Source organism: Enterococcus sp. 3C7_DIV0644, from assembly GCF_002141235.1.
GTDB classification, from domain to species: domain Bacteria; phylum Bacillota; class Bacilli; order Lactobacillales; family Enterococcaceae; genus Enterococcus_D; species Enterococcus_D entomosocium.
In genome coordinates this window covers 2,028,380-2,051,679 of sequence record NZ_NGLK01000001.1, presented here as the reverse complement: position 1 = coordinate 2,051,679, position 23,300 = coordinate 2,028,380, and the positions used below count along the sequence as shown (strand labels likewise).

At 45.9% G+C, this 23,300-nt stretch carries 20 protein-coding genes; 2 read left to right on the top strand and 18 right to left on the bottom strand.

The genetic code is table 11. The annotated features are described in order from the left end of the window. Nucleotides 1-48: 48 nt before the first annotated feature. Nucleotides 49-1,443: a glycoside hydrolase family 1 protein gene (locus tag A5877_RS09690; protein WP_086316752.1), complete on the bottom strand. Its 1,395-nt coding sequence runs from the start codon at nucleotides 1,441-1,443 to the stop codon at nucleotides 49-51. Nucleotides 1,444-1,596: 153 nt separating this feature from the next. Here A5877_RS09690 and celB point away from each other — a divergent pair, with 153 nt between their 5' ends. Together celB and A5877_RS09680 are read left to right on the top strand one after the other, a co-directional pair. Continuing rightward, complete coding sequence (gene celB, locus A5877_RS09685) at nucleotides 1,597-2,868, top strand: PTS cellobiose transporter subunit IIC (protein WP_005226670.1); 1,272 nt, start codon at nucleotides 1,597-1,599, stop codon at nucleotides 2,866-2,868. 108 nt (nucleotides 2,869-2,976) lie between these two features. Further along, nucleotides 2,977-3,693 carry a GntR family transcriptional regulator gene (locus A5877_RS09680; RefSeq protein WP_005232731.1) on the top strand — a complete coding sequence of 239 codons (717 nt, stop codon included), beginning with the start codon at nucleotides 2,977-2,979 and terminating at the stop codon, nucleotides 3,691-3,693. Between the two features lie 73 nt (nucleotides 3,694-3,766). Here the strand turns inward: A5877_RS09680 and A5877_RS09675 are convergent, their stop codons facing one another. The 17 genes from A5877_RS09675 to fliM form a co-directional block, all read right to left on the bottom strand. Beyond that, nucleotides 3,767-6,229 carry a heavy metal translocating P-type ATPase gene (locus tag A5877_RS09675; RefSeq protein ID WP_086316751.1) on the bottom strand — a complete coding sequence of 821 codons (2,463 nt, stop codon included), beginning with the start codon at nucleotides 6,227-6,229 and terminating at the stop codon, nucleotides 3,767-3,769. 262 nt (nucleotides 6,230-6,491) lie between these two features. After that, on the bottom strand, nucleotides 6,492-7,928 hold the full coding sequence (locus A5877_RS09670) for a glycoside hydrolase family 1 protein (protein WP_005232733.1): 1,437 nt from the start codon (nucleotides 7,926-7,928) through the stop codon (nucleotides 6,492-6,494). Nucleotides 7,929-8,095: 167 nt separating this feature from the next. Next, complete coding sequence (locus A5877_RS09665; protein ID WP_086317454.1) at nucleotides 8,096-9,862, bottom strand: ABC transporter ATP-binding protein; 1,767 nt, start codon at nucleotides 9,860-9,862, stop codon at nucleotides 8,096-8,098. Then, nucleotides 9,828-11,579 (bottom strand): ABC transporter ATP-binding protein, encoded by a 1,752-nt coding sequence (locus A5877_RS09660; RefSeq protein ID WP_086316750.1) that lies wholly within the window; start codon nucleotides 11,577-11,579, stop codon nucleotides 9,828-9,830. Before A5877_RS09660 ends, A5877_RS09665 begins: the two co-directional genes overlap by 35 nt. Next, nucleotides 11,576-12,016 (bottom strand): MarR family winged helix-turn-helix transcriptional regulator, encoded by a 441-nt coding sequence (locus A5877_RS09655; protein WP_008376562.1) that lies wholly within the window; start codon nucleotides 12,014-12,016, stop codon nucleotides 11,576-11,578. Before A5877_RS09655 ends, A5877_RS09660 begins: the two co-directional genes overlap by 4 nt. A 166-nt stretch (nucleotides 12,017-12,182) precedes the next feature. Further along, a complete protein-coding gene (locus A5877_RS09650; RefSeq protein ID WP_005232737.1) occupies nucleotides 12,183-13,934 on the bottom strand; it encodes a hypothetical protein in 1,752 nt (583 codons plus the stop codon). Nucleotides 13,935-14,099: 165 nt separating this feature from the next. Then, nucleotides 14,100-14,468 carry a flagellar export chaperone FliS gene (gene fliS, locus A5877_RS09645; RefSeq protein ID WP_008376567.1) on the bottom strand — a complete coding sequence of 123 codons (369 nt, stop codon included), beginning with the start codon at nucleotides 14,466-14,468 and terminating at the stop codon, nucleotides 14,100-14,102. 13 nt (nucleotides 14,469-14,481) lie between these two features. Next, a complete protein-coding gene (locus A5877_RS09640; RefSeq protein ID WP_086316749.1) occupies nucleotides 14,482-14,811 on the bottom strand; it encodes a hypothetical protein in 330 nt (109 codons plus the stop codon). Nucleotides 14,812-14,885: 74 nt separating this feature from the next. Further along, a complete protein-coding gene (gene fliD, locus A5877_RS09635; RefSeq protein ID WP_016611598.1) occupies nucleotides 14,886-16,307 on the bottom strand; it encodes a flagellar filament capping protein FliD in 1,422 nt (473 codons plus the stop codon). Nucleotides 16,308-16,311: 4 nt separating this feature from the next. Beyond that, the gene (locus tag A5877_RS09630) at nucleotides 16,312-16,725 is read right to left on the bottom strand and encodes a flagellar protein FlaG (RefSeq protein ID WP_016611599.1); all 414 of its coding nucleotides are present in this window, start codon (nucleotides 16,723-16,725) and stop codon (nucleotides 16,312-16,314) included. A 102-nt stretch (nucleotides 16,726-16,827) separates the two neighbouring features. Beyond that, complete coding sequence (locus tag A5877_RS09625) at nucleotides 16,828-17,910, bottom strand: flagellin (protein ID WP_008376575.1); 1,083 nt, start codon at nucleotides 17,908-17,910, stop codon at nucleotides 16,828-16,830. 137 nt (nucleotides 17,911-18,047) lie between these two features. Continuing rightward, nucleotides 18,048-18,968, bottom strand: a complete 921-nt coding sequence (flgL, locus tag A5877_RS09620) for a flagellar hook-associated protein FlgL (protein ID WP_008376577.1) — start codon at nucleotides 18,966-18,968, stop codon at nucleotides 18,048-18,050. Between the two features lie 3 nt (nucleotides 18,969-18,971). Next, nucleotides 18,972-20,495 (bottom strand): flagellar hook-associated protein FlgK, encoded by a 1,524-nt coding sequence (gene flgK / locus A5877_RS09615; protein WP_016619540.1) that lies wholly within the window; start codon nucleotides 20,493-20,495, stop codon nucleotides 18,972-18,974. 11 nt (nucleotides 20,496-20,506) lie between these two features. After that, a complete protein-coding gene (locus A5877_RS09610; protein ID WP_016609029.1) occupies nucleotides 20,507-20,863 on the bottom strand; it encodes a hypothetical protein in 357 nt (118 codons plus the stop codon). After that, nucleotides 20,864-21,139 (bottom strand): flagellar biosynthesis anti-sigma factor FlgM, encoded by a 276-nt coding sequence (gene flgM, locus A5877_RS09605; RefSeq protein ID WP_016619539.1) that lies wholly within the window; start codon nucleotides 21,137-21,139, stop codon nucleotides 20,864-20,866. 95 nt (nucleotides 21,140-21,234) lie between these two features. Beyond that, complete coding sequence (fliY, locus tag A5877_RS09600; protein WP_008376584.1) at nucleotides 21,235-22,293, bottom strand: flagellar motor switch phosphatase FliY; 1,059 nt, start codon at nucleotides 22,291-22,293, stop codon at nucleotides 21,235-21,237. After that, nucleotides 22,290-23,300 carry a flagellar motor switch protein FliM gene (fliM, locus tag A5877_RS09595; protein ID WP_008376586.1) on the bottom strand — a complete coding sequence of 337 codons (1,011 nt, stop codon included), beginning with the start codon at nucleotides 23,298-23,300 and terminating at the stop codon, nucleotides 22,290-22,292. Before fliM ends, fliY begins: the two co-directional genes overlap by 4 nt.

Sequence of the window (23,300 nt, the reverse complement as noted above, 5' to 3'; positions counted from 1 at the left end):
ACAAAAAAAGCAATGCTGATCCCTACAGCATTGCTTTTTCCATTGTTATTAAAAGCCGTTATTATCTGAAACTTCTTTAAACCAACGACCTGATTTTTTCACCGTTCGTTTAGCATCATTTGCTAAGTCAACGGAGATAAATCCGTAACGGTTCTTGCAAGCATTGGTCCAGGACCAGTTGTCCATGCAGGTCCACATATGGTAGCCAACACAATTGGTTCCTTCTTGGATCGCTTGGTGGACATACTTCAAGTGGTCAGAGACAAACTCGATGCGGTAATCATCTTCGATCACGCCATCAGCATTGACGAAACGTTCTTCTCCTTCGACACCCATGCCATTTTCAGAAATGTAGCACTTGATATTGCCATAGTTTTCTCGCGTGTTTGTCAAAATATCATAGATCCCTTTTTCATAGATTTCCCATCCACGATACGGGTTCATTTTCTTGTTTGGCATATCATAGTTATCAAAGTAATCATCTGGCATTGGACTTTTCGCTTGATCGATCGGTGATTCTTTCTTCATGATACGACGAGGTTGGTAATAATTGATCCCCAACAAGTCGATCGTATTTTCGCGAATCGTTTGTAAATCATCAGCTTCCATCGCTGGTACCATATCTAATTCCTTGACGATGTTCACTAATTCTTCTGGGAACGTGCCTTTGACAGCAGGGTCTAAGAAAGAGCGATTAAAGAAGGCATCTGCGATTTGCGCTGCTTTGACATCCTCTGGATCGTTCTCATCTCTTGGATAGCTTGGCGTCAAATTCAAAATAATGCCGATCTCCCCACCAAGGTTCATCTCATGGTAAACTTTGATGGCTTTAGCACTCGCCAACGTTTCGTGGAACCCAACTTGGACTGCATGTTTCATGTTGATCTCATTCGGATAATGGAATTGGTAAAGATAGCCGCCTTCAACAGGGACGATCGGTTCATTATGAGTGAACCATTTCTTGACACGATCACCAAATAACGTAAAGCAGGTTTGCGCAAACGCGACATAGGCATCCACGGTCTCTCGGTTCAACCAGCCGCCTTTTTCTTGCAGCGCCATTGGCATATCGAAGTGGTATAAATTCATGAAAGGTTCGATCCCGTTGGCGATCAACTCATCAATGTAGGCATTGTAAAAATCAACGGCTTTTTGATTGACTTCTCCTTTGCCTTGCGGGAAAAGACGACTCCATTGGATCGACGTCCGAAACGTCGTATGGCCGGTTTCTTTCATGAGTTGAATATCTTCTTGATAGCGTGTGTAGACTTGCGAGGTTTTTTCAGGACCTACCCCATTGAAAAATTTCTCTGGTTCTTGCTGATACCAGTAATCCCAGATGCTTGCCCCTTTGCCATCACCTTCAAATACACCTTCTGTTTGTGGGCCACTAGCGGCTGACCCCCACCAAAAGCCTGCTGGAAATTGATAATCCATCTTCATTCACTCCTCATTTTTTCTTTGCTGCCCTAATCATAAAGGAAGCAGTTACAAAAATCAATCTTTTTCAAAATAAATGTATAGACATTTAAAATAAAACATGATACATTATCAATGAAATCGATTGCAAAAAGAAATTTAAGGAGTGAACTAATAATGAATGGTTTTATGGACAAGTTATCTGAAAAGATTTTGCCCTTGGCGAATGCCTTAGGACAAAATCGCTACCTGACCGTCTTGCGGGACGCGTTTATGCTTTCGTTCCCAATCACTATGTTTGGATCGATCGTGGTCGTTTTAAACAACCTGCCCTTCTTCAGTGATGCCACTAAAGGAACATTAGGAACGCTGTTTGGCAATGGGCAAAATGCAACAATGAGTATCATGACTGTTTTCGTTACTTTCGGTATCGGCTATTATTTATCAAAATCATATGATGTGGAAGGGATTTTTGGCGGCGCCGTTTCTTTTGCCAGCTTTTTGATCTTAACTCCTTTCTTTATGACTACTGAATCTGGCGAAACGATCTCCGGCGTGCTGTCTCTTGATCGTCTTGGCGCAAAAGGGATGTTTATCGGGATGATCGCAGCATTTTTAGCAGCTGAAATCTATTGCCGCATCACAAAACGCGGCTGGCAGATCAAAATGCCTGATGGGGTGCCACCAGCAGTTTCTAAATCTTTTGCCGCTTTGATTCCAGCAATTATCACCTTAACGGTATTTTTAGTGATCAATGCCATCATGACGGGTGTCTTCAATGCCAACTTGCATGACTTGGTTTATGAATTGATCCAAAAACCATTGACTGGACTAGGCAGCAGCTTGCCAGCAACTCTATTGGCTTTGTTCTTTGTCCAATTCCTTTGGTTCTTCGGTCTACATGGTCAAATCATCGTCAACTCTGTGATGGACCCGATTTGGAATACATTAATGTTAGACAACTTAGAAGCGTATCAAAATGGGGATGCACTGCCGCATATCGTCACAAAACCATTTATGGAAACATTCACCGTTGGATTAGGCGGTTCTGGTATGACGTTAGCCGTTGTTATCTTGATGGCTTTTGTATTGAAGAAAAAACAATACCGCGATGTGGGTCGTTTGGCTTTAGCACCAGGGATCTTTAACGTTAACGAACCAGCAATCTTCGGTATGCCGATCGTCTTGAATGCGACGATCCTGATTCCTTGGGTCGTGGCACCTCTTGTGGTAACGACCTTCAACTACTTAGTGATGGCGGCTGGACTTGTTCCTGCACCAACTGGTGTTTCTGTTCCTTGGACCGTTCCAGTGGTCTTCAGTGGTGTCTTAGCAACCAACTCTTGGTTAGGTGGTTTGCTGCAAGTCATTGACGTGGTGATCGTCGGCTTAATCTGGTATCCATTCTTACGTGTTTTAGATCGTCAAGCAGAACCATCGATCGATTAAGCGCAACGGCTGGCTGAATTTTTTCAGTCAGCCGTTCTTTTTATAAAAAAACCAAGGTTTGATTGTCGAAACCGCTTTTTTCAGCTATACTTCTTGCGAGGTGATCAGATGCCAAAATACCAAGAAATTGCCAATATTTTACGCACACGTATCAAAAACAAAACGTATCCGCCTGACAGCTTACTGCCGAATCAAACTGATTTAGTCGAAGAATTCGGAGTCAGCCGGATGACCGTCAAAAAAGCCATCGGTATTTTAGCCATGGAAGGACTGGTTTATTCTCAGCGGGGCGCTGGAACAAAAATATTGAACCACCCATTCTTAAAAAAAGACACCACTGCTTTAACGGTCTATGAAGGCTTGTCAACAGAAATGGGCAAAGCTGGCCGCAAGCTAGTCAGTCAGGTCATCGATTTTCAAGTCGAATTTCCTGACCAAACGATCCAAGAAAAGTTGATGTTGACGGAAGAACAGCCAATCTATAGTATTGTCCGCTTGCGGATTCTTGAAGACCAGCCGTTTATTTTAGAATATACCTATATGCCGGTCCATTTGGTGCCCAATTTAACTCGTGGCCATTTAGAAAGTTCTATCTACCGCTATGTCAAAGAGGAACTAGGGGTCCAGTTTGCCGGCGCTTACCGCACCATTGCCGCTGATAAAAGCACCGCGTACGATCAACGGTATTTGGACTGTAAAGCCGATGATCCGGTTTTAGAGATCGAACAGATCGTCTATCAGAAAAATGGCTCACCTATCGAATTTTCCCGTAGTCGCAACCGTTATGACGTGCGGGCCTACTCTTATTTAGATGTCCAGCACTAAAAAGACCTATCCACGGTTTTCTTCCATCAGAAACCGTGGGCAGGTCTTTTTGTTGTTGCATTCGTTGCTTCGTTTATTTTTTTGCTGAGGGTTGGAATCGTTTCAGCCGCAAGGCATTTAATAAAACGGATACCGAGCTGAAGCTCATGGCCGCCCCGGCGATCATTGGATTGAGCAAGGGGCCGCCGAAAAGATGCAGCACACCCATTGCGACAGGAATGCCTAAGACGTTATAAGCAAAAGCCCAGAAAAGATTTTCTTTGATGTTTTTGATGGTTGCCCGACTTAACTCGATCGCTGATGGGACGTCCATCAGATCGCTGCGCATCAGTACGATGTCTGCCGATTCGATGGCGACATCGGTACCAGAGCCAATCGCGATCCCTACATCGGCTTGGGCTAACGCCGGCGCATCATTGATCCCGTCACCTACCATCGCAACCTTTTGGCCTTTGGCTTGCAGGCCGGCTACTTTGGCGGCTTTATCTTCTGGCAAGACGTCACTGATTACTTCATCGATACCGACTTGTTTGGCGATGGCTTGGGCTGTCCGAGCATTGTCGCCAGTGATCATTGCTACGTACAAGCCCATTTGATGCAGACGTTCAATGGCTTTTCGACTGCTTTCTTTGATAGTATCTGCCACAGCGATGATCCCGATCGCTTCGCCGTCTTTGGCAACATACATCGGTGTTTTCCCTTCGTGAGCCAATTGTTGGGCTTGCTCGATCAGGCCACCGATGGCAACGTTTTGTTTTTCCAGCCATTTCTGGTTGCCTAATAGGACTGGACTGCCAGCAATCGTGCCTTGAATCCCATGCCCCGGAATCGCTTCAAACCCGTCAACTTCTTGCAGGGCGAGGGCTTGCGTGCGGGCTTCGATCACAATGGCTTCGCCTAATGGATGTTCTGAGCCTTTTTCAACAGAAGCCGCCAGCTGCAGCAATTCCGTCGGCGTGTGGTTGCCGGCAGGCAGGAGATCGGTTACGACTGGTTTGCCTTCTGTGATCGTGCCGGTTTTATCAAAGACGATCGTCGTCACGTTTCTAGCTGTTTCTAACGCATCGCCGCTTTTGATCAAGACGCCATTTTCTGCCCCTTTGCCCGCACCCACCATGATGGCGGTCGGTGTCGCTAATCCTAAAGCACACGGACAAGCAATCACTAATACAGAGATCGTAATGGTCAATGAGAAGATCCAGGTTTCTTGTCCTAAGAAAAACCAGGCAAGTCCTGCAAAAACCGCCAAGACCATGACGATCGGGACAAACACACCCGAAACTTTGTCAGCCATGCGGGCAATCGGCGCTTTGGATCCTTGGGCATTTTCTACTAACTGAATGATTTGCGCTAACGTTGAATCTTCTCCCACATTGGTGGCTTCGTATTGAAACGAGCCATTTTTGTTGATACTGGCGCCGATCACCCGATCACCGACTTGTTTTTCGATAGGTAAGCTTTCTCCGGTGATCATTGATTCATCGATGGCAGAGCGTCCTTGGGTAACGATCCCATCCACAGGAATCTTTTCACCAGGTCGTACGACTAAGATATCGCCGGCTGCGACTTCTTCAATACCCACTTCGACTTCTTCGGCTTGATTCCCGCTGCCGCGAAGCACACGGGCTTTTTTCGGTGCGAGATCCAACAACTTCTTGATGGCTTCGGAGGTTTTGCCCTTTGAGACCGACTCAAGGTATTTTCCTAAGGTCACTAATGCCAAAATAACGGCGGCCGTTTCATAGTACAAGTGCATCGCATAGTGGGTCGTGCCCAGGTAGACCATCACGGTCCCATAAATACTATAAAAGAAGGCAGCACTGGTTCCCAATGCGACGAGGGAATCCATGTTAGGATGGCCTTTCCAAAGCGCTTTGAAACCAGCAATGTAAAAGGCGCGACCGAGGACCATCACCGGTAAGACTAAAATCAATTGAGTGGTAACGAAATTGACTGGATAGGCCATTGGATCTAAAAAGCCAGGGATCGGCAAACCGATCATTTCCCCCATCGTCAAATAGAACAAGGGGATCGTAAAGAGCGCCGAAAGCCAAAACCGTTGCCATAAAGCACGAATCTCTGCCTGTTTTGAATCCGCCTTGTCGGCAGAAGCGGTCGGCAGCTGTGCGTCATAGCCCGCCTCTTTCACGGCAGCTGCGATCTTCGCGGCGGACACTTGGTCTTGTTGATAGCTGACCGTCAGTTTTTCTGTCGCCAGATTGACGGAGGCTTGCTCCACACCCGCTAATTTTTGGACAGCTTTTTCTACTGTTTGGGCACAAGACGCACAGGTCATGCCCGAGATGGCAAAGGTCTCTTGTCTTTGAGAGCCGATCAGTTGATAGCCCGCTGCTTTGATGGCCTCAGCGAGTGTTTCTTCGGTGAGCTGCTGCTCATCATAACGAATATGTAATTTTTCAGTAGCCAAATTGACAGCTGCTTGGTCGACCCCCGCCAGCTTGCTGACTGTTTTTTCGACTGTCTGGGAACAAGACGCACAGGTCATCCCTTTTACCCCATAATTCTTTTCGATCATTGTTTCCTTCCTCCTTGCTTGCTATGCAAACCCATTCACCTTTTGCGTTTACAGTTGTAATCTTCTTCTACTTTACAATTATCGTTTACACTTGTCAACGATAATACTCAAAAAAAGGACGTTCTCCTTTGAAGCGGCCCAAAAAGCGAGACTTTTGGTCTACCTTTGGGCGGTCGCTACAGGTGGAACGTACTTTTTTCTAAGAAACGATCACTGCCGTTGCAGGGGTCGTTTCGCTTATTCAGGTATTGGCTTTAGGAGGCTAGCACTCTTGCCCGTTGGTTTTGATCAGCTCTTGATACCAGTAGAAGCTGTCTTTCTTGTAGCGTGCCAGTGACCCTTCTTGGGTTTCATCTTGGTCGACATAGACAAAGCCATAGCGTTTTTGGTAGCCGTTCAACCAGCTTAGCAAATCAGTGAAGGACCAGGTGCAATAGCCAAGAACTTCCGCGCCGTCGCTGATCGCTTCTTTGATGGCATGGACATGCCCTGCTAAATAATCGATGCGGTATTGGTCATGGATTTGGTGATCGTCTGTTAGTTTATCGTATTCACCAAGTCCGTTTTCCGTAATGATCACAGGCACCCGATAACGGCTAGTGATTCGGCGTAAAGCGATCCGCAGCCCTTGAGGATCGATCTCCCAATCCCAATTCGTCCGTTCCACAAATGGATTTTCAGCTTTTTTGAACATTCCTGGTGTCCCGGTTTCTTCGGAGCTACCTTTTTTCCCAGTGGTGTTCATTTTACCGGCACCGACACCATCTAATGGATTGTAGGCATTCGTTGCTGTTTGGTAATAGTTGATCCCTAAGAAATCTGGTTTTGCTGAACGCAGCAAGTCCATATCTCCTGGTTCGATCGTTGGTGCGATCCCTTGCTCGTTCAAGTAATTCATTGCAGCAATCGGGTATTCGCCCCATAGATAGACGTCTAACCAATAATGCGCCATCAAGTCTTCGGCGTTTTCAGCTGCCAAAATATTTTTCGGGTCGCTGTTGATTGGGTAGTTTGGTGAATAGGCGAAACTTGGTCCGATTTTCCCTGGGATTTTCATCTCATGGAACTTGTTGATCACCGACGCATTTGCCAAATTAGCGATATGATTGACTTCATACATCCGTTTAGGATCGGTCACTCCTGGTGGATGGGCAGCTAAAAGATAGCCTAAAGAAGTAAAGATATTTTGTTCATTCAAGCTGACCCAATAGTGAACTTTGCCGCGAAAGGCTTCAAACAATACCGCCGCATAGTTGGTGAAATCTTCAATGATTTTGCGAGATTCCCAGCCGCCATATTCTTCTTGCAACGTACGTGGCAGATCCCAATGGTACAAGGTCACCATTGGTTCGATCCCTGCTTTAATCAGCTCATCGATCAATGCTAAATAAAAGTCTAACCCTGCTTGATTGACTTCTCCTCGTCCTTCTGGAAAAATCCGTGTCCATGCAATGGAAAAACGATAGGTTTTCAATCCTTGTTCTTTCATCAAGGCAACATCTTCTTTGAAGCGGTGGTAATGGTCGACCGCGACATCTCCGTTCGTTGCTTTAAAGGTTTTGCCTGGAATGCGGACAAAATCGTCCCAAACTGAAGCGCCTTTGCCGTCTTCTTGCCATGCGCCCTCTACTTGATAGGCTGCTGATGCTGAACCCCATAAGAAATCGTTGGGGAATTCTTTTAGTTGTTTATGATCCAATTGTTTCCCTTCTTTCTGTTTGATGATACCCCTTTCTTAAGTATACCGATAATTGCCTGATTTGTCATAAGAAGATTTTTTACCTGTGCCAAGAAAGCCGATGGCACGCAAAAAACATCCGTGCAAGCAGTGGGTTACTCCTTGTACGGATGCGGACTAGTTATGGATCATGCGTCAAATTGTGCCTGATAGAGTGCGGCATAACGCCCCTCTCTGGCTACTAACTCTTCGTGGGTCCCTTGCTCTACGATATTGCCCTGTTCCACCACGAGGATCGTGTCGGCATGTCTAATCGTGGACAAGCGATGGGCGATCACAAAGGATGTTTTGCCTTTCATCAATTTGGTCATCGCTGCTTGGATCAGCAGCTCCGTTTGCGTGTCGACATTCGATGTGGCTTCATCAAGAATCAGCAGATCGGCATCTAACAGCATTGCTCGCGCAATCGTCAATAGTTGTTTTTGCCCTTGTGAAATACCGGTCCCGTCTTCAGAAATCAAAGTATCATAGCCTTTTGGCAGGCTCATAATAAAGTCATGGATATGGGCGGCTTGTGCAGCAGCTTGGACTTCTGCCATCGTCGCATTCGCCTTGCCGTAGGCCAAATTTTCAAAAATCGTTCCCGTGAACAGCCACGTGTCTTGCAGCACCATCGCATAGCTTTGCCGTAAGCTGCGGCGTGTCGCTTGGCGGATATTTTTTCCGTCTAAACGAATCGCTCCTTGGTCAGGGTCATAAAACCGCATCAAGAGGTTCACAATGGTGGTTTTCCCGGCTCCGGTCGGTCCGACGATCGCGACCAAGCTGCCAGCTGGTACTTGCAGCGAAAGGTCTTTGATGATGGGCTGCTGTGCTTGGTAGCCGAAGGTCACATGGTCAAAGGCGACCTCACCAGACACCTCGTGGTATTCGTAGGCTCCAGGAACATCAGAAACTTCCGGTTCTTCATCCAGCAAACGGAAGATCCGTTCTGCCGCCGCCAATGCCGATTGCAAATCACTGAAGATGTTGGCTAACTCATTGATTGGTCCTGAGAATTTTCTGGAGTAAAGAACAAAGGAAGAAACGTTTCCGAGTGTCAGATGACCGAACAAAAACAGCAAGGCGCCAAACATACTGATCAAGGACAACGACAGATTGTTGATAAAGTTGATGGAAGGACCGGTCATACTGCCGTAGTATTCGGCATTGTAATAGGCATCCACCGCTTCTTGGTTTTTTTCATCAAAACGGCTGATGATCGCTTCTTCTTGGTTGTAAAGCTTAATCGTTTGCTGACCAGAAATAATCTCTTCCACAAAGCCGTTCAGCTCGCCTAATTTGCGGGACCGATGGCGAAACAATGGTTGAAATTTGCTCATCAAAAAGCGAGTCAAAAAGATCGAAGCAGGGACCGTTACGACAAAAATCAGCACTAGCAATGGCGAAATCAAAACCATCATCACAAACGAACCAATGATCGTCACAAGACTGCTGAGGACTTGAATGGCATCGCTGGCCAATGACGTATTGATGGTATCGACGTCATAACTGATGCGGCTGATGATATCCCCAGTGGCGACTCGGTCAAAATACCCCACCGGCAGTTCGGTGATTTTATCAAAAATCGCCTTGCGCATCGCTGCCACCACCCGCTGACTCAAGCGGATCATCATGAGCGAAATCAGATAACTAAGAAGGGAAGACGCAAGATAAAACAGCAGCATCAGCCCACAATAAAAGAAGACTCGGTCAAAAATGACCTTGCCGGGACCCGGTTGAATGGCATCAATGGCGTACCCGGAAAGCAACGGGCCCACCAAGGCGAAGATGTTGCTGACCATCATTAAAATAGCGGCTGCCAACAGGAGTCCTTTGTACTCGTAGAGATAGCTCCACAAACGGCGGAGTGTTTTCTTGCTATCCTGCGGTTTTTCCGTTTTTTTCTTCGGCATCTTCGGCATCATCGGCACCTCCTGTCTGCCCTTGATAAATGGCTTGGTAGATCACATTATCTGCTAGTAATTCTTGGTGACTGCCAAAACCGTTCATTTGACCATTTTCCAGTACCAAAATTTTGTCGGCATGCTGGATCGAACTGATCCGCTGCGCGATCAAGATCGTCGTCGTCTGTTGAAACTGCTGTTTCAGGACCTTGCGCAACTGAGCGTCGGTCCGATAATCTAGCGCACTGGCGGAGTCATCCAAAATCAAAATTTCCGGATCCCCCGCCAATGCCCGCGATAACAAGACCCGCTGCTTTTGACCGCCGCTTAAATTGCTGCCTTTGGCATGCAGTGGATGGGCTAAGCGCTTGGGCAGTTGATTGATAAACTCCTTGGCTTGAGCGCGAGCCGCCGCTTCTTCGATCTGCTCTTTGGAAAACCGCCGGCCAAAGGCGATATTTTCTTCAATCGTTTCCGCAAAAAGCACGTCTTTTTGTAAGACGACACCGAATAACTGATGCAACTCCGTCGGATCGATGGAGCGAATGTCGCGACCAGCGATGCGGATCATACCCTTCGTTGGGTCATAGAGCCGCAGCAGTAATTTGACGATCGTTGATTTTCCGCTACCAGTCGCACCGATGATCCCTAAGGTTTCTCCCGGCTGCAAGGAGAAATCGATGTCTTTCAGCACCCGGGTACCGTTAGGATAAGTGAAGGAAACTTTTTCAAAAACGATATGCGCCGACTCTTCTTTGACAGGTGCCTCAATGACTTGCATATTTTGCGGCAGGCGCAAGACGGATTGGATCCGATCGGCAGAAGCGAGCCCCTTCGACACGATTACAAAGATGCGAGTGATACTGAGCATGGCATTCAAAATGATCGTAAAATAGGTCAAAAAGGCAATGATGACCCCTGGTTGGGTCAACCCTTGATTGACGCGAAAGGCACTGATGACGATCACCAATGTCAACCCGATATTCAAAAAGAGGTCCATCAGAGGTGGTGTCGCAGCCATGGTTCGATTAGCAGTGGTTTCCGCAGCTACTACGTCTTGATTGACGTGATCAAAGCGCTTTTTCTCGTAATCTGCTTTAGACAAGGCCTTGATCACCCGAGCCCCAGTTACATTTTCTCGGACAGTCCGCACCAACACATCCACTTGCTTTTGCAATGAGGCAAACAAGGGGATCCCCCGTTTTGAGATCGTGACTGCCGCCACTAAAGTGAAGGGCAAGACGCCTACTAAGACCAGTGTCAAAACGGGATCTAATGTAGCAGTGATCATGATTCCCCCTAATAACAGAATCGGGGCACGAATCCCCATCCGCTGGATCATCCCTACCGTTTGATGGATGTTGTAAGTGTCTGTCGTCAAGCGAGACACCAAGGAAGGAATCCCGACTTCTTCGACTTGCGGAATCGACAGATAGGAAACTTTTTCAAATAAATCATGGCGAATACTACCAGTGGTATCGCGAGCAACACTAGAGGCCATCCGATTGGCGATGATATTGGTGACAACTGCGATGATGGAGCAAACCACCATCGCCCCGCCCCAAGCAAAAATCGCTGATACTTGCTTCGTGGGAATCACAGAATCAATGATATACGCCAAAATCCAAGGCAATAGCAAGTCCATCAATGACCCGAAGAATTTGATGCTGACGCCAAGGGAAATGCGGCCGATATAGGGTTTTAAATATTGAGTCAAAAGATTCATTCCATCGCCTCAGCTTTCGCTAAAAGCCGTTGGGAATTTTCTTTGACGATTTCCAGATCGGCGATCAACTGCTGCTGTTGGGCAGCAGAAAAACCTGCTACGACTTGTTCATTCCAGCTTTGAAGCAGCTGTTGGATCTTTGGTTGGACGACAAGTGCTTTTTCGGTTGGATAAACCAGTAATTGTCGTTTGTCGGTGGGACTGCTGGCTCTAGTGACAAATCCTCGTTCTTCTAAGATCGCTAGTTGACGGGCAACATTGCTTTTATTAACAAAAATCTTCTTGGCTAAGGCTTCTTGACTGATCCCCGGTTGACGGCAAATGTTTAAGATATAGGTATGATGCATCCCACCTAAACCAAATTTTTTCAGTTCTTTTTCCCGATAAAGGGTGGCGAGACGGGCAATATGATTGATTGAGCGGATAATGGCTTCCATGAGCACTCCTGCCTTTCTTGGTTCTTCAAAGTGTCTTATCTATTATAAGGAATAATTGTTGCGCACGCAACGATTATTGTTTCTCTCGGAAAAAAATAGGTACACTGTTGCTGATCAACAAAAAAAGAACTTCAGCCCTCTCGCTGAAGTTCTTTTCTGATTCATTTTATTCAGATTCTTTCAATAAAGCTTGTACGACCTTACGACGACGATACAGCTGTCTTGTTTTCCAGCTGATAAAGCCGATGAGTAAAGCGAGCCAAGAAATGATCGTCAGCCATAAAGCTCCGTCGAAAAACCAAGGTGCGTCATAGTCAACGACTAAGACATTCTCCCCTGCTTGCTGTTGGACAGAAACGGCACCAATGGCACTCAAAGAGACATCTTTCTCAGTTAGTGGCTGCTGATTGAGGGTCAATTCAGTATAGCGGTAATTGATGATCGGTAACGCCTTCCACGCCTCTTGATCACCTTGCCAACGTAAAGTAAGTTTCCCGTTTTCTACGGTTTTTGCCACGGTATCATTTTTTTCAATGATTTCTTCCCCGTACAAATTGTACTTGTTCTTCTTGGTCTCTTGATAGAGGGGCAGATAATCTGGGGTAGAACGTTGATACAGCGCTAATGCTAAGGACTTGTCTTTACTAAAATAGGCTTCCTTCAATTGCGCTTCAGATTCCGCCGAGAGATAGGTGTGGTTTCGCAGTGAAACTGCCGCTTCATCGGAGTGCCAGTCCTGCATTTTGACCGTGTTTTGGATCAGGATTTGACCAACACTCAAAACTAAAACGAGGACGAACCAACGCGGATTTGCCAATGGCTTGCCCCGATAATAAGGAACCAGCAGGCACAAACCGACTAAGATCAAAATCGTGGCCGGAACAAAGAACCGAAAAGGGAATTGTAGTAAATTGATCACACCATTGTCCAGACTGCCTAGCCATTGCCAAGGAATAGCGTTCGATGATAAAACGAAAAAGACCGCTGCAGCTGCTGTCATTAATTTGAAGCCGCCGGATAGACGAGGCCATACACGAATCGCACCGCAAAAGAACAAGGCACATAAGATTGGCAGCAAGTACGGCGTCGTCCACCAATAGCTGCTGGTTCCTGTAATGGTATTGTTCTGCATGTTGCGATTCACAAAAGGCGCGATCAACGTGTTACTCGTATAGAGATCCAACATCCCTAACCAAATATTGGCGGTTAACAGTAAGAAGATCCCGATCGCTCCTGCTAAGCGCAGCACCAATTGTCGTTTTTCTTCGCCGGAAGTTCCAACAAAAAAGGCGCGTAAGAAAAAGGGCACATATAAGAGCACTAACAAGATGCTTGAAAACACATGGATTTGAAATAAGACCGCCACGGAAACCCCTACCGCAAAAGGCCGCAACCGTTTATGTTCCCCTAGTGCGATCAGTGGAATCAGACACAGCGGTAACACGGCTGCTCCCCAAGCAGAAAAGCCCTGCCGCTCAATCCAATACTGGACAGAATAGGTCGCCATAAACAGGATGCTCATCCCCACTGACAGCCAGCCATTGACTCGTAGTTTCTTTAATAAGCCAAACATCGAAAACCCTGCTAGCAGATAGAGCAGCCCATTGGCGAGCAGTTGGTAGGAAAACCACGAAGGACTCAGCAAGACCAGCAGACCTTGGAAATAGGCAAAAAAGGGACCGTATAATGCATTGACGATACGAGCAGATTGCTGAAACCCGTAGATAGAAAGAAAATATTGAAAATTGCCCTCTTTGATCTGCTGGCTGGTCTCATAAAAACGATTGAAGTGAAAGACCACATCAGAGCCCAAAATCATGCCTTGGCCTAAGATCTGCGGTAATAAAAAAACACCACTCATTGCAATCAGAATCACCACTTGCCAGAAAAGCGGCTTTTGTACTATTTTTTGTTTCAAAAAAAAACCTCCTTGCACCTTTTCGGTACGCTCATAAAAAGAGTACCAGATAGGGACGAGGAGGGGAAAAAGAAAGCTTAGTGAAAAGGGATACATGGTAAAAATTTAACCAATTACTAAACTTTTCTAGGTTTTAGGTGGTCGTTTCTTTGCTTTTTCTCAAATTTATTGGGTGATCGTTTGCCAGCTTTCCAGTAGTTCGCTTAAAAGTGGGACGACCGTTTCTGCAGGGGCTGCCTCTTTTTGGACATTGGCACTGACCAGCTGATCGTACATATAGCCATAAAGCTGATCGAGATCTTCAGCAATAGCGCCGCCTTGCTCACGGTCTAAAGAGACCCGTAATTCCAATAAAATATTCTGCGCCTTGACAAATTGCTGATGGGCTTGGCTCAACTCTTCTTTTTCCAATGCGATCACTGCTAATTTGATGTTTTTGATGGCTGCTTGCAACAGCATTTCAATCAGTTTGTTGGGGGAGGCACTCATTACTTGGTTCTGCAGATAGTTGTTTTGCATTTTTTGATAATTCATCTTTTTTTCCTCACTATAAATCAAATTCGACGAAGGCGGCACTGTCTTCTTGCTGCAAATACGTTTTGACAAGATTGTTTTTGCGGTTCAAACGCCCCAATTCTTGTTTGATCTCTTGCTGCTGGGCTTTGACCTGCTCTAGGAACGCTTGATACGCTTGGATCACTTGTTGCGCCAATGCACTGGTTTGTGGACTATGGCTCTGTTCTTCTGCTTGCATGGCTGCTATGACCGCTGCATTGGCTGCCATCAAACGACCGGCTTCTTCGCTGTCGCCGCGCCATTTTGCAAACCCAGTTAAAATCTGATTCAAACGTTCATCTAATGATACGTGTGGCTCCATAGGTTGTTTCCTTTCTTGTTGACGAGGGTTTCTTATGCGAATGAAAAAATGACTGCTTTAATCGGCTATCCTGCCTAGTTTGACGTATTGGCAAACTGATTGCTTAGGTAGCTCAGCTGATTTTCAGCCTCCATCATCACGGAGTCTAATTTGGTAAACATTGTGATGTAACGCTCTTTTTTCATTGCTAAAATATCATCAAACCGTGTAATCTGTTTGTTCAAATCCTTGATGGTACTGTCATAGGTCGCAGATTTGGTGGCAATGATCCCTTTATTGGCTGAAGTATTGACGACATAGCTGTTGGCTAATTCTTTTAGGGCTAGTGTATAGCCAGTCTCTTTCGTGCTCGCAGTGCCATCGGCTTCTTTAGTTTTCGTACTTGCATAAAAGAAGGACTTCACAGCAGCGGGATCTTCCGCTAAGGCTTCTTTTAACTTTGTCGTATCCAGTCCCAATGTACCATCATTATCAACGGTGGAGATACCTAGCTTATTGGCGGTCAGCTTTGAGCCGCTGACGGCTGGAATGGTGATCAAATTTCGCAATTGGGTCTGTAGACGAGTCAACGCACTGTCTCCCACCAAGGTCCCCGTCTTGTTGTTTTCACTACTAGGATCTCCCACGGTCAAATTGTCGCCGATAAAACTCATCAAGCTATTGTATTGATCCACTAATCCTTGCACTGCATCAACGACTTTCGAGGTATCATTGGCTAAAGAAAGCGTCACATGCTCCTCGCTTTTTTTCGCTAACGTCAGCGTGACACCATCGATAACATCCGTCACACTGTTGCTGTCGCGGGTGATCTCCATGCCGTCTAGTTCAAAAATAGCCGGTTGGCCTTGCGTCGTAGCCGCAGTTGAACCGATCCCTAATCCTTCGGCGGCATTGCCGTCGATCAAGAAGTTTTTGTCGCCCATTTTCGTATTCGTTAAAATCAAACGGTTATCCACGATGCTCGCTGCAACGAAGGTCGTCTTGCTTTGGCCATTGATCTTAGCTGCCACATCTTTTAAGCTGTCTTCGGCAGTGATCTCGATCGAAGCGGTGATCGGTTTGCCATCTTCATCGACTTCCGAACTGGTCAATGAGAGCTGACCACTGACATTTAGGGCCGTTTTGCTGCTTTGAGCTACTTGACTCCCCGTCACCTTCGTGGCTGTTGCTAGTTGGTTGACTTTTAGATCATAGGTGCCTTCTGGGGCTTCCGTTGTTCCTGCAATTGAAGCGATACTACTATTGGTGGTCGTCGCTTTTTTTGTTTGATAAGCATCATCTTTTTGTAACGCATCGACTTTTGACAAAAAGTTAGTCAAGCGAGTGCTGATATCACTCCATGCCGTTTTTTGTGCTTTAAGCGACGTGATTTTATTCTCAGCACGGGTCTTATTGATCGCATCTGCCGCCAATAATTTTTCAATATCTTCTGAAGTCACGCCAGAATAACTCCCTAGCGTTGTACTGATTCCTGAACTGCTGGTTACACTTGCCATAGTTTCATCCCTTTCGATCGACCGCAATGCCCATGTCATCCCATATTTTTCCAATCACATCTAGCATGTTGGCTGGTGGGATCTCTTTGATCACTTCGTTGGTCTGCATATCCACTAAACGCACCATCGTACGCCCTGTGCGCTCATGTACTTCATAAGCCAATTTCATATCTTTGCCAAGTAGTCGCTGATTCACTTCCTCCACGGAGGCTGCGATCTTGTGCTGATCGGCTACTGAAAAATAGTGGATCGGCGGTTCAGTGACCACTGTCCGTTCCTTTTTCTCCGCCATTTTCCCCTCTTGGTGTTGCGGCTGAAGGTTGGCGGTCTCTGGATCTAGGGATTCGATCGGACGTGCTTTAGCGACCGACGCAACGGCTTCGATCGGGTGTATTCCTGACATTGGCTGAATATCCATCAGAGCTTCCTCATTTCTAAGCGTTTTTGTGCTGCTATGTAAAACACAAGAACTGCGCTTCCCCTAGGCAGTCCTTGTGTCAGTGGTTCACTTGATCAAAAATTATCCTTGTAACAAGCTCAATACGCTGTTAGGCATTGAGTTTGCTTGTGCCAACATTGAAGTTGCTGCTTGAGAAAGGATGTTGCTCTTCGTAAAGCTCATCATTTCTTGGGCCATATCAACGTCACGGATACGTGAGTTTGCTTCAGATAGGTTTTCTTGTGTTGTACCTAAGTTGTTGATTGTGTGTTCTAGACGGTTTTGCGCCGCACCAAGATCCGCACGTTGTGCAGAAACTGCTTTGATCGCTTCATCGATTTTCGTGATTGGGTTGTTTTCAACGCTGACAGTTGCCGCTGCTGCTTTGCCTTCATCAGAAGCGGTAAATGTTGCTAAAGCATCATCGTATGTTTTTTGAGCTGTTGCTTTTGCTGTATCATCCGCAGCTGTATCGATGGCTGTTTGTAATTCAGCAACTGTTTTACCAGCTGCCGCATCAACTGTGCCGTCCGCTGCATATTTTGTTGTAGCATCTGCTTTGAAGGCAGTCGCTACTGCTTTATCTTTTGCTGCAGCAACAGCTTTGGCATCGCTTGTGTCAATGGCTTGTGTTAAATCTAAGCCTTTTACTTTCAATGCAGATGAGCTCATGTTGTTGATTGAAACGCCCATTGTTTGGTTTGCGTTGGCACCGATTTGGAAAGTGAATGATTTCGCATCATCGCCTTCACCAGTTAACAAGCTTTTTGTATTGAATTCAGTGGTATTGCTGATACGATCGATTTCATCAGACAATGCGGTGTATTCTTTGTTGATCGCACTGCGGTCGTCATCACTTAACGTACCGTTTGAACTTTGAACCGCAAGGTCACGCATACGGCCTAAGATGCTGTGGGTTTCATTTAATGCACCTTCTGCTGTTTGGATCAATGAGATACCATCTTGTGCATTGCTTTTTGCTTGTGACAAACCGCCGATTTGGCCTTTCATTTTTTCAGAAATTGCTAAGCCAGCTGCGTCGTCCCCAGCTTTGTTGATGCGTAAGCCTGAAGATAATTTAGACAAAGAATTGCTTTTAGAAGCATTTGCTGCCGTTAGGCGTGAGTAAGTATTCAATGCTGAAACGTTTGTATTGATTCTCATGTGTAGTTCCTCCTAATTTTTATTCGCTAAGGTTTCCCTCTGCTACTATTTATCGGAAGAAACCGTTCAGGGTTAAGCCTTTTTTCTAAAAAAAATAAAAAACTTTTGCTCCCGTCAAAGAACAAAAGTTTTTTGGGTTAATTTAAATAATCTAGAATGGACATCTGCATGATCTTTGTTCCCATTGCTAATGTTGAGCGGTAGGCAGTCATTTGATTTTGATATTCCATATACTTTTCCGCAATATCGACGTCTTGTTTGTTGGACAGTGTTTCGGTCAAGTTCAGCTTTTCCGTCTCATTTCGATCAGCTGCCGCCTCCAAGCGATTGTAGAGGGTGCCGATCTGCGCCCGTACATTCACTACATTGGTGGCATGCTGGTCATGAGCAGTTAAAAGCTCGCCCCCTAAGGCATCTTTATCATCACTGCGCAACGCAGACAATAAATCATTGAAGTAGGTGCTTAAATTTTGGGGATCCGTAGCGGTGCCCGTCTCGTTCATCAGTCGATCACCGCTGGCTAACAGATCCACCGAGACCCCGTTTGCGATTTCTCGGGGCAAGTCTTCACTGGTGCCATTGTATTTGATACCGACGATGGCGTCATTTTCTTTGACGATCTCAAAAGGCGCCGTCGTCGTATTCGTTCCGCTAAATAAATAGCGGCCATCAAAGTTGGTATTTAATGATTCAACGATACCTGCGATCTCTTGCTCGATCTCTGAACGATTTGCGCCTAATTCCTCACTGCCGGCTGTCGCATTGGCAGAAGATTGAACCAATGAGCGAATCCGCAGCATCGAGGTACTGACGCTTTCTAAAGCAGAATCTTGGGCTTTTGTCCAAGAAATACTGTCTTTGATCGTATTATTGTAGGTTTTGTTTTGATTTAACGACACATTGAGATCCATGATTTTTGAAACCAGCAGTGGATTATCCGAGGACTTGCTGACTTCTTTCAAGCTCGATAGCTGATTCAACGTGGATTGGACTTTGGAGGCGTTGGTTCCTAGATTTCGTAAAAAATCATTGTAGGTGATTGAATTGGAAATACGCATGTTCTACACTCCTGTTCGATTGATCAATGTGTCTAACATTTCAGAAACGACCGATAATATGCGGGCATTGGCCTGAAATCCTTGTTGGAAACGAATCACATCTGACATTTCTTCATTTAATGAAACACCGGACACCGATTGATTTTTGTATTCTAGTTGATTCAGCAGCGACAATTGGGCACTGACCGTATTGTCGGCTTGCTGTTTTGAGATCCCGTTTTTGGTGACGATGCTGTTAAAATAACTGCTGACACTCATGCCGGATGCTGCATTAGCAAACGTCAATGTCTCAGAATCAAAAGAAGCGATCGTCTTTTCTGACAACGGGAAATCCAATTTGGCACTGCTGAGTTTGGCCATTGCAGCAGCTCTTGAACCATCTCCTGCTGCATTGCTCGTTCCGCCGGTCACCAGACTTGGGTTATCTAACAGTGCTTGGCTGACCCGAATCGTCGTCGCTGTGCCGGTATCATCTTGGCCGATCTCAAATAGTCCGCTTGTACGAGAAGCGCCGCCGGTAAAGACCATGTTCATGGCTTGCGCGATCGTCGTCGTAAAGTTGTTCAATTCCGTCAAGCGACTGCCGATTTCACTAGATGATGCTTGCAGGCCACCGATCGCCCCTTCTTTGATCGGCAATTCTGTATAGGCGGTGTCGCCATTGTCGGTGGTTTTCGTCAACAAGACGGTTCCAGCTGGATAAGACCCCGTGATGGTTTCGGCAGGATTCAAGGCGTTGCCGTCTTTGGAAACTAAGGCGCCTGTGTCGCTTTGTCCCACCACCACACTAAGGGTATTGCGTTCCTCCGCACTTAAAATCGTCTGTCCGCTCATAGATACAAACCCACGGCCATATTGATCGGTCTTGGTTTCGATCCCTGCTAGACCCGAGAGATCTTTCAACAGACTGTCTCGACGATCTAAGAGATCATTGGGTGTTTCACCACTTGTCGTCAACCCATAGATTTGTTCATTCAAGGATTGCAGCTGCTTGACCTTCTCATTGAAGTCCAGCGCGGATTTTTCGATGGTATCCAGCGTGTCGCTTTGCAGCTGCGTCATTTGTTTGCCCATTTGGTTGATGGTATCGGCAAACGTACTGCTGTTTTCCAGCACAAGGGTCTTAGACGTATCCAGTTCAGGATTGTTGGCTAATGCGGTCCAAGAATCAAACATCGTTGCCAGCTGTTTGGACAGTCCGTTGTCGGAAGGCTCATTCATTAAACTTTCCAGCTGTCCTAATATGTCTGCTTTTTGTTCATAATATGTATAGGTAGAATTGGCATTGCGTACTTGTCCAATGACAAAATCATCGACGATCCGTTCGACACTGCCGACTTTCACACCCATACCGATGCTGCCGACACCCGCTAGATGGTAAGACGCTTCGGCTTGCAAGTTGACTCGTTGTCTTGAGTAGCCGTCTGTATTGGTATTTGCAATGTTGTGGCTGCTGGTTTGCAACGCTGCTTGATTGGCGGTCATGCCCCGGGTTGCGGTGCCTAATGAACCGAATAGTCCTGTCATAGTAGTACTCCTTACATTTTTTGATCGATGATCGCTGTTGAGACTGCTTGTTTTTCTTGATATTTCGAATACGTATTTGCCGGTGTCTTGATATTTTCTTTGACTGCATCCATCAAAACGGTTTGGAAACTAATGGCTTGTTCCGTCAGCAGGAGATTCTCGGCTTGCTGCACTTGGATCTGGCGGATGAGTTCTTTGATCGCCACTGAAAGAGTTCCTTCATACGTGGAAAAAACGGGTACGAAGGCGGTTTTTTTCTCGACGAGTTCTGGTAATTTTTCTGCTTGATTTTTGATCAAGCAGGTCTTTTCTTTTTGCAGCAACCGCAAGAACTGCTGTAGCTGACGCTCAAATTCCCGTTCTGTCATCTAGTCGACCTGCTTTTCATCTTGCTGCAGCATTTTATCGGCGATTGTTTCGGCAGATATTTGGTAGGTGCCTTCTTTGATCGCTCGTTTCAATTCTGCCACTCGTTCACTGCGACTGGCTGTTTGATTGGCACTCTTTTGAATGGCTTGAGCTGTTTCGGACAATTGAACATCGACGGTTTTTTCTGTCTGAGCAGCAGTTGGCTTTTCTTGTTTGACCGCTTCACGTTTGATAGCCTTGTCGCTGTATTCTGCGTAACCTCTTTCGATTTTCATAGGTTCTCCTCCGTTCTCATTCTTCTACCCTCTACTATCGGTCAAATCACAAAAAAGTTAAACCCATATGTTTAACTTTTTGCGATTTCTTCAAATTAATGCAAATTGTGGATGCGTTGTTTTTGCGAAAGAATGTTGGTGATCCGTACGCCGAAGTTTTCATTGATGACCACGACTTCCCCAGTGGCGATCAGTTTGCCGTTCAACAAAATCTCTAGCGGTTCATCCGTCAGTTTTTCCAGTTCGATGACGGACCCTGTATTGAAAGATAAAATGTCCTTAATGGTTTTTTTGCTGCGGCCTAACACGACACTTAGATCCAGTGGCACATCAAGAATCAAGTCCAAATTATCCCCATCGCTCACCCCGCTAGAGGCCAATGTTTGAAACGCCGGTTTGCTGACTTCAACGGGTTTTGATGTAGCCGCCGGTTCAGGGGTAGGCGCAGCAACGGGTGCCGTTGGCTGCGGTGTTGGTGTTTCTCGAGTAACGACAGTCGCTTCATCGGACAGCATCGCACTGGCGATATCGTTAACCACCGGATCCGTAAAGATCTGCATGATTTTGCTTTCGATCAGACCTTCGACGCGCAAAGAAAATGAGATACAATAAATCTCTTCCTCTGCCTCGATCCCGCTATACTCAATGTTTTCTGGTGTCTCCCATAGTTTGACGATCGGCGGTAAGATATCCACTTTACGGCTGATCATCGTCGCCATCGAAGTCGAGGCAGTCCCAATCATTTGGTTCATGGCTTCTGCCACAGCACTTAGCTCTAATTCCGTGAATTGGGTGTTGCTGGTTTCACCGGTTCCCCCCATCATCAAATCAGCGATCACGATGGCATCTTTGACTTCTAACAGCATCAAATTACTGCCTAAAAGGCCTTCTTTAAATTCAACTGTCGTTGCTACTTTTGGTGCAACGAGGTCGTTTAAGATCTCACCAAATTTGATTTTAGACACCCGGGGAGTCGTGATGCTGACCCGACGATCAAGAATGGAAGACAACGTCGTCGCCGCTTGCGACATGGAGATATTGCCAACTTCGCCGATAATGTCGACTTTGACTTGCTCTTCTAATCCTTGCGGCTGGGTTGGGGCACTTTGATTCAACAATGCATCGATTTCTGCTTGGGATAAACGTTCACTCATAGTTCTTGCTCCTCTTCTAACTTGTCTAATAATTCAATGGCTAAATGGTCCTCTTGCTTCCCAGGTTTTGCTCGGAAGTAAGGTTTTCCATCGATGAAGGTCTCTAATGGTTCAGTAATTTTTTTGTCTAGTTTGATGACATCGCCTTCTTCTAAGTGGAGAAACTCAGAAAGACTCATTTGAGCATGGCCCAGCAGAACTTCTAGATTCAATCCGACCCCATTCAAACTTTTTTGCAACTCGCGGCTATCGTCTTGGTTGACGGGCTGATTGCTATCAAACCAATTGCGGAAACTTAATTTATCAATGATCCCTTCAAAGAAGACATAGGGGATACATAGATTGATAAAATGTTTCACTTCAAAAATTTTGATAGTAAAGGTCACTAACACGACGGGTTCGTTGGGCGACATGTTTTGCATCAATTGCGGATTCGTATCGATTCCATCCAAAACCGAATCCAAGGCAACGATGTCCTTCCAAACATTTTGGTAGACCCGTACAAATTGTGCTACTACTTCTTCCAAGATCGCTGTTTCAATATCAGTAAAACTTTTTTTCTCGCTAAAATCCATTTCGATCGGCTTGTTTTGATAAACATCCAATCCGCCGCACAACAACTCCACCAACATCATACACAGTTGTGGGTTCATCTCGATCATTTGGATCCCGCTCAAAGGCTGCGAATGAAAGAGCCCCAACAAAGTAAATTTTGGTATCGAATGGATAAATTCGTCATAACTGACTTGTTCGATAGCTGCCAACTGCAAAGAAACATTGGTCCGCAGTTGGGTAGAAAGCATGCTGCTGCTCATCTTCGAGAAATCCTCGAAGATCATGTGCAGGGTATTGACGTATTCTTTCGACAGCTTTGTTGGTCGGCGAAAATCGTAGGCTTTCACTTTGGCTTGTTTGTCTTCTATCTCAATAATTTCTTGATCGATCTCTCCGCTGCTCATCGCATTCAACAATAAATCAATCTCTTGCTGCGTCAATACCTGATCCAC

Bases quoted from the DNA above. Each gene is read 5' to 3' on its own strand.
- A5877_RS09640 (WP_086316749.1), bottom strand. From the start codon at position 14,811: ATGGAGCCACACGTATCATTAGATGAACGTTTGAATCAGATTTTAACT.
- flgK (WP_016619540.1), bottom strand. From the start codon at position 20,495: ATGACAGGACTATTCGGTTCATTAGGCACCGCAACCCGGGGCATGACC.
- A5877_RS09680 (WP_005232731.1), top strand. From the start codon at position 2,977: ATGCCAAAATACCAAGAAATTGCCAATATTTTACGCACACGTATCAAA.
- flgL (WP_008376577.1), bottom strand. From the start codon at position 18,968: ATGCGTATTTCCAATTCAATCACCTACAATGATTTTTTACGAAATCTA.
- A5877_RS09690 (WP_086316752.1), bottom strand. From the start codon at position 1,443: ATGAAGATGGATTATCAATTTCCAGCAGGCTTTTGGTGGGGGTCAGCC.
- A5877_RS09660 (WP_086316750.1), bottom strand. From the start codon at position 11,579: ATGAATCTTTTGACTCAATATTTAAAACCCTATATCGGCCGCATTTCC.
- fliD (WP_016611598.1), bottom strand. From the start codon at position 16,307: ATGGCAAGTGTAACCAGCAGTTCAGGAATCAGTACAACGCTAGGGAGT.
- celB (WP_005226670.1), top strand. From the start codon at position 1,597: ATGAATGGTTTTATGGACAAGTTATCTGAAAAGATTTTGCCCTTGGCG.
- A5877_RS09655 (WP_008376562.1), bottom strand. From the start codon at position 12,016: ATGGAAGCCATTATCCGCTCAATCAATCATATTGCCCGTCTCGCCACC.
- A5877_RS09610 (WP_016609029.1), bottom strand. From the start codon at position 20,863: ATGACAGAACGGGAATTTGAGCGTCAGCTACAGCAGTTCTTGCGGTTG.
- fliS (WP_008376567.1), bottom strand. From the start codon at position 14,468: ATGAATTATCAAAAAATGCAAAACAACTATCTGCAGAACCAAGTAATG.
- A5877_RS09630 (WP_016611599.1), bottom strand. From the start codon at position 16,725: ATGGATATTCAGCCAATGTCAGGAATACACCCGATCGAAGCCGTTGCG.
- fliY (WP_008376584.1), bottom strand. From the start codon at position 22,293: ATGAGTGAACGTTTATCCCAAGCAGAAATCGATGCATTGTTGAATCAA.
- A5877_RS09665 (WP_086317454.1), bottom strand. From the start codon at position 9,862: ATGCCGAAGAAAAAAACGGAAAAACCGCAGGATAGCAAGAAAACACTC.
- A5877_RS09625 (WP_008376575.1), bottom strand. From the start codon at position 17,910: ATGAGAATCAATACAAACGTTTCAGCATTGAATACTTACTCACGCCTA.
- A5877_RS09675 (WP_086316751.1), bottom strand. From the start codon at position 6,229: ATGATCGAAAAGAATTATGGGGTAAAAGGGATGACCTGTGCGTCTTGT.
- flgM (WP_016619539.1), bottom strand. From the start codon at position 21,139: ATGAAAATCGAAAGAGGTTACGCAGAATACAGCGACAAGGCTATCAAA.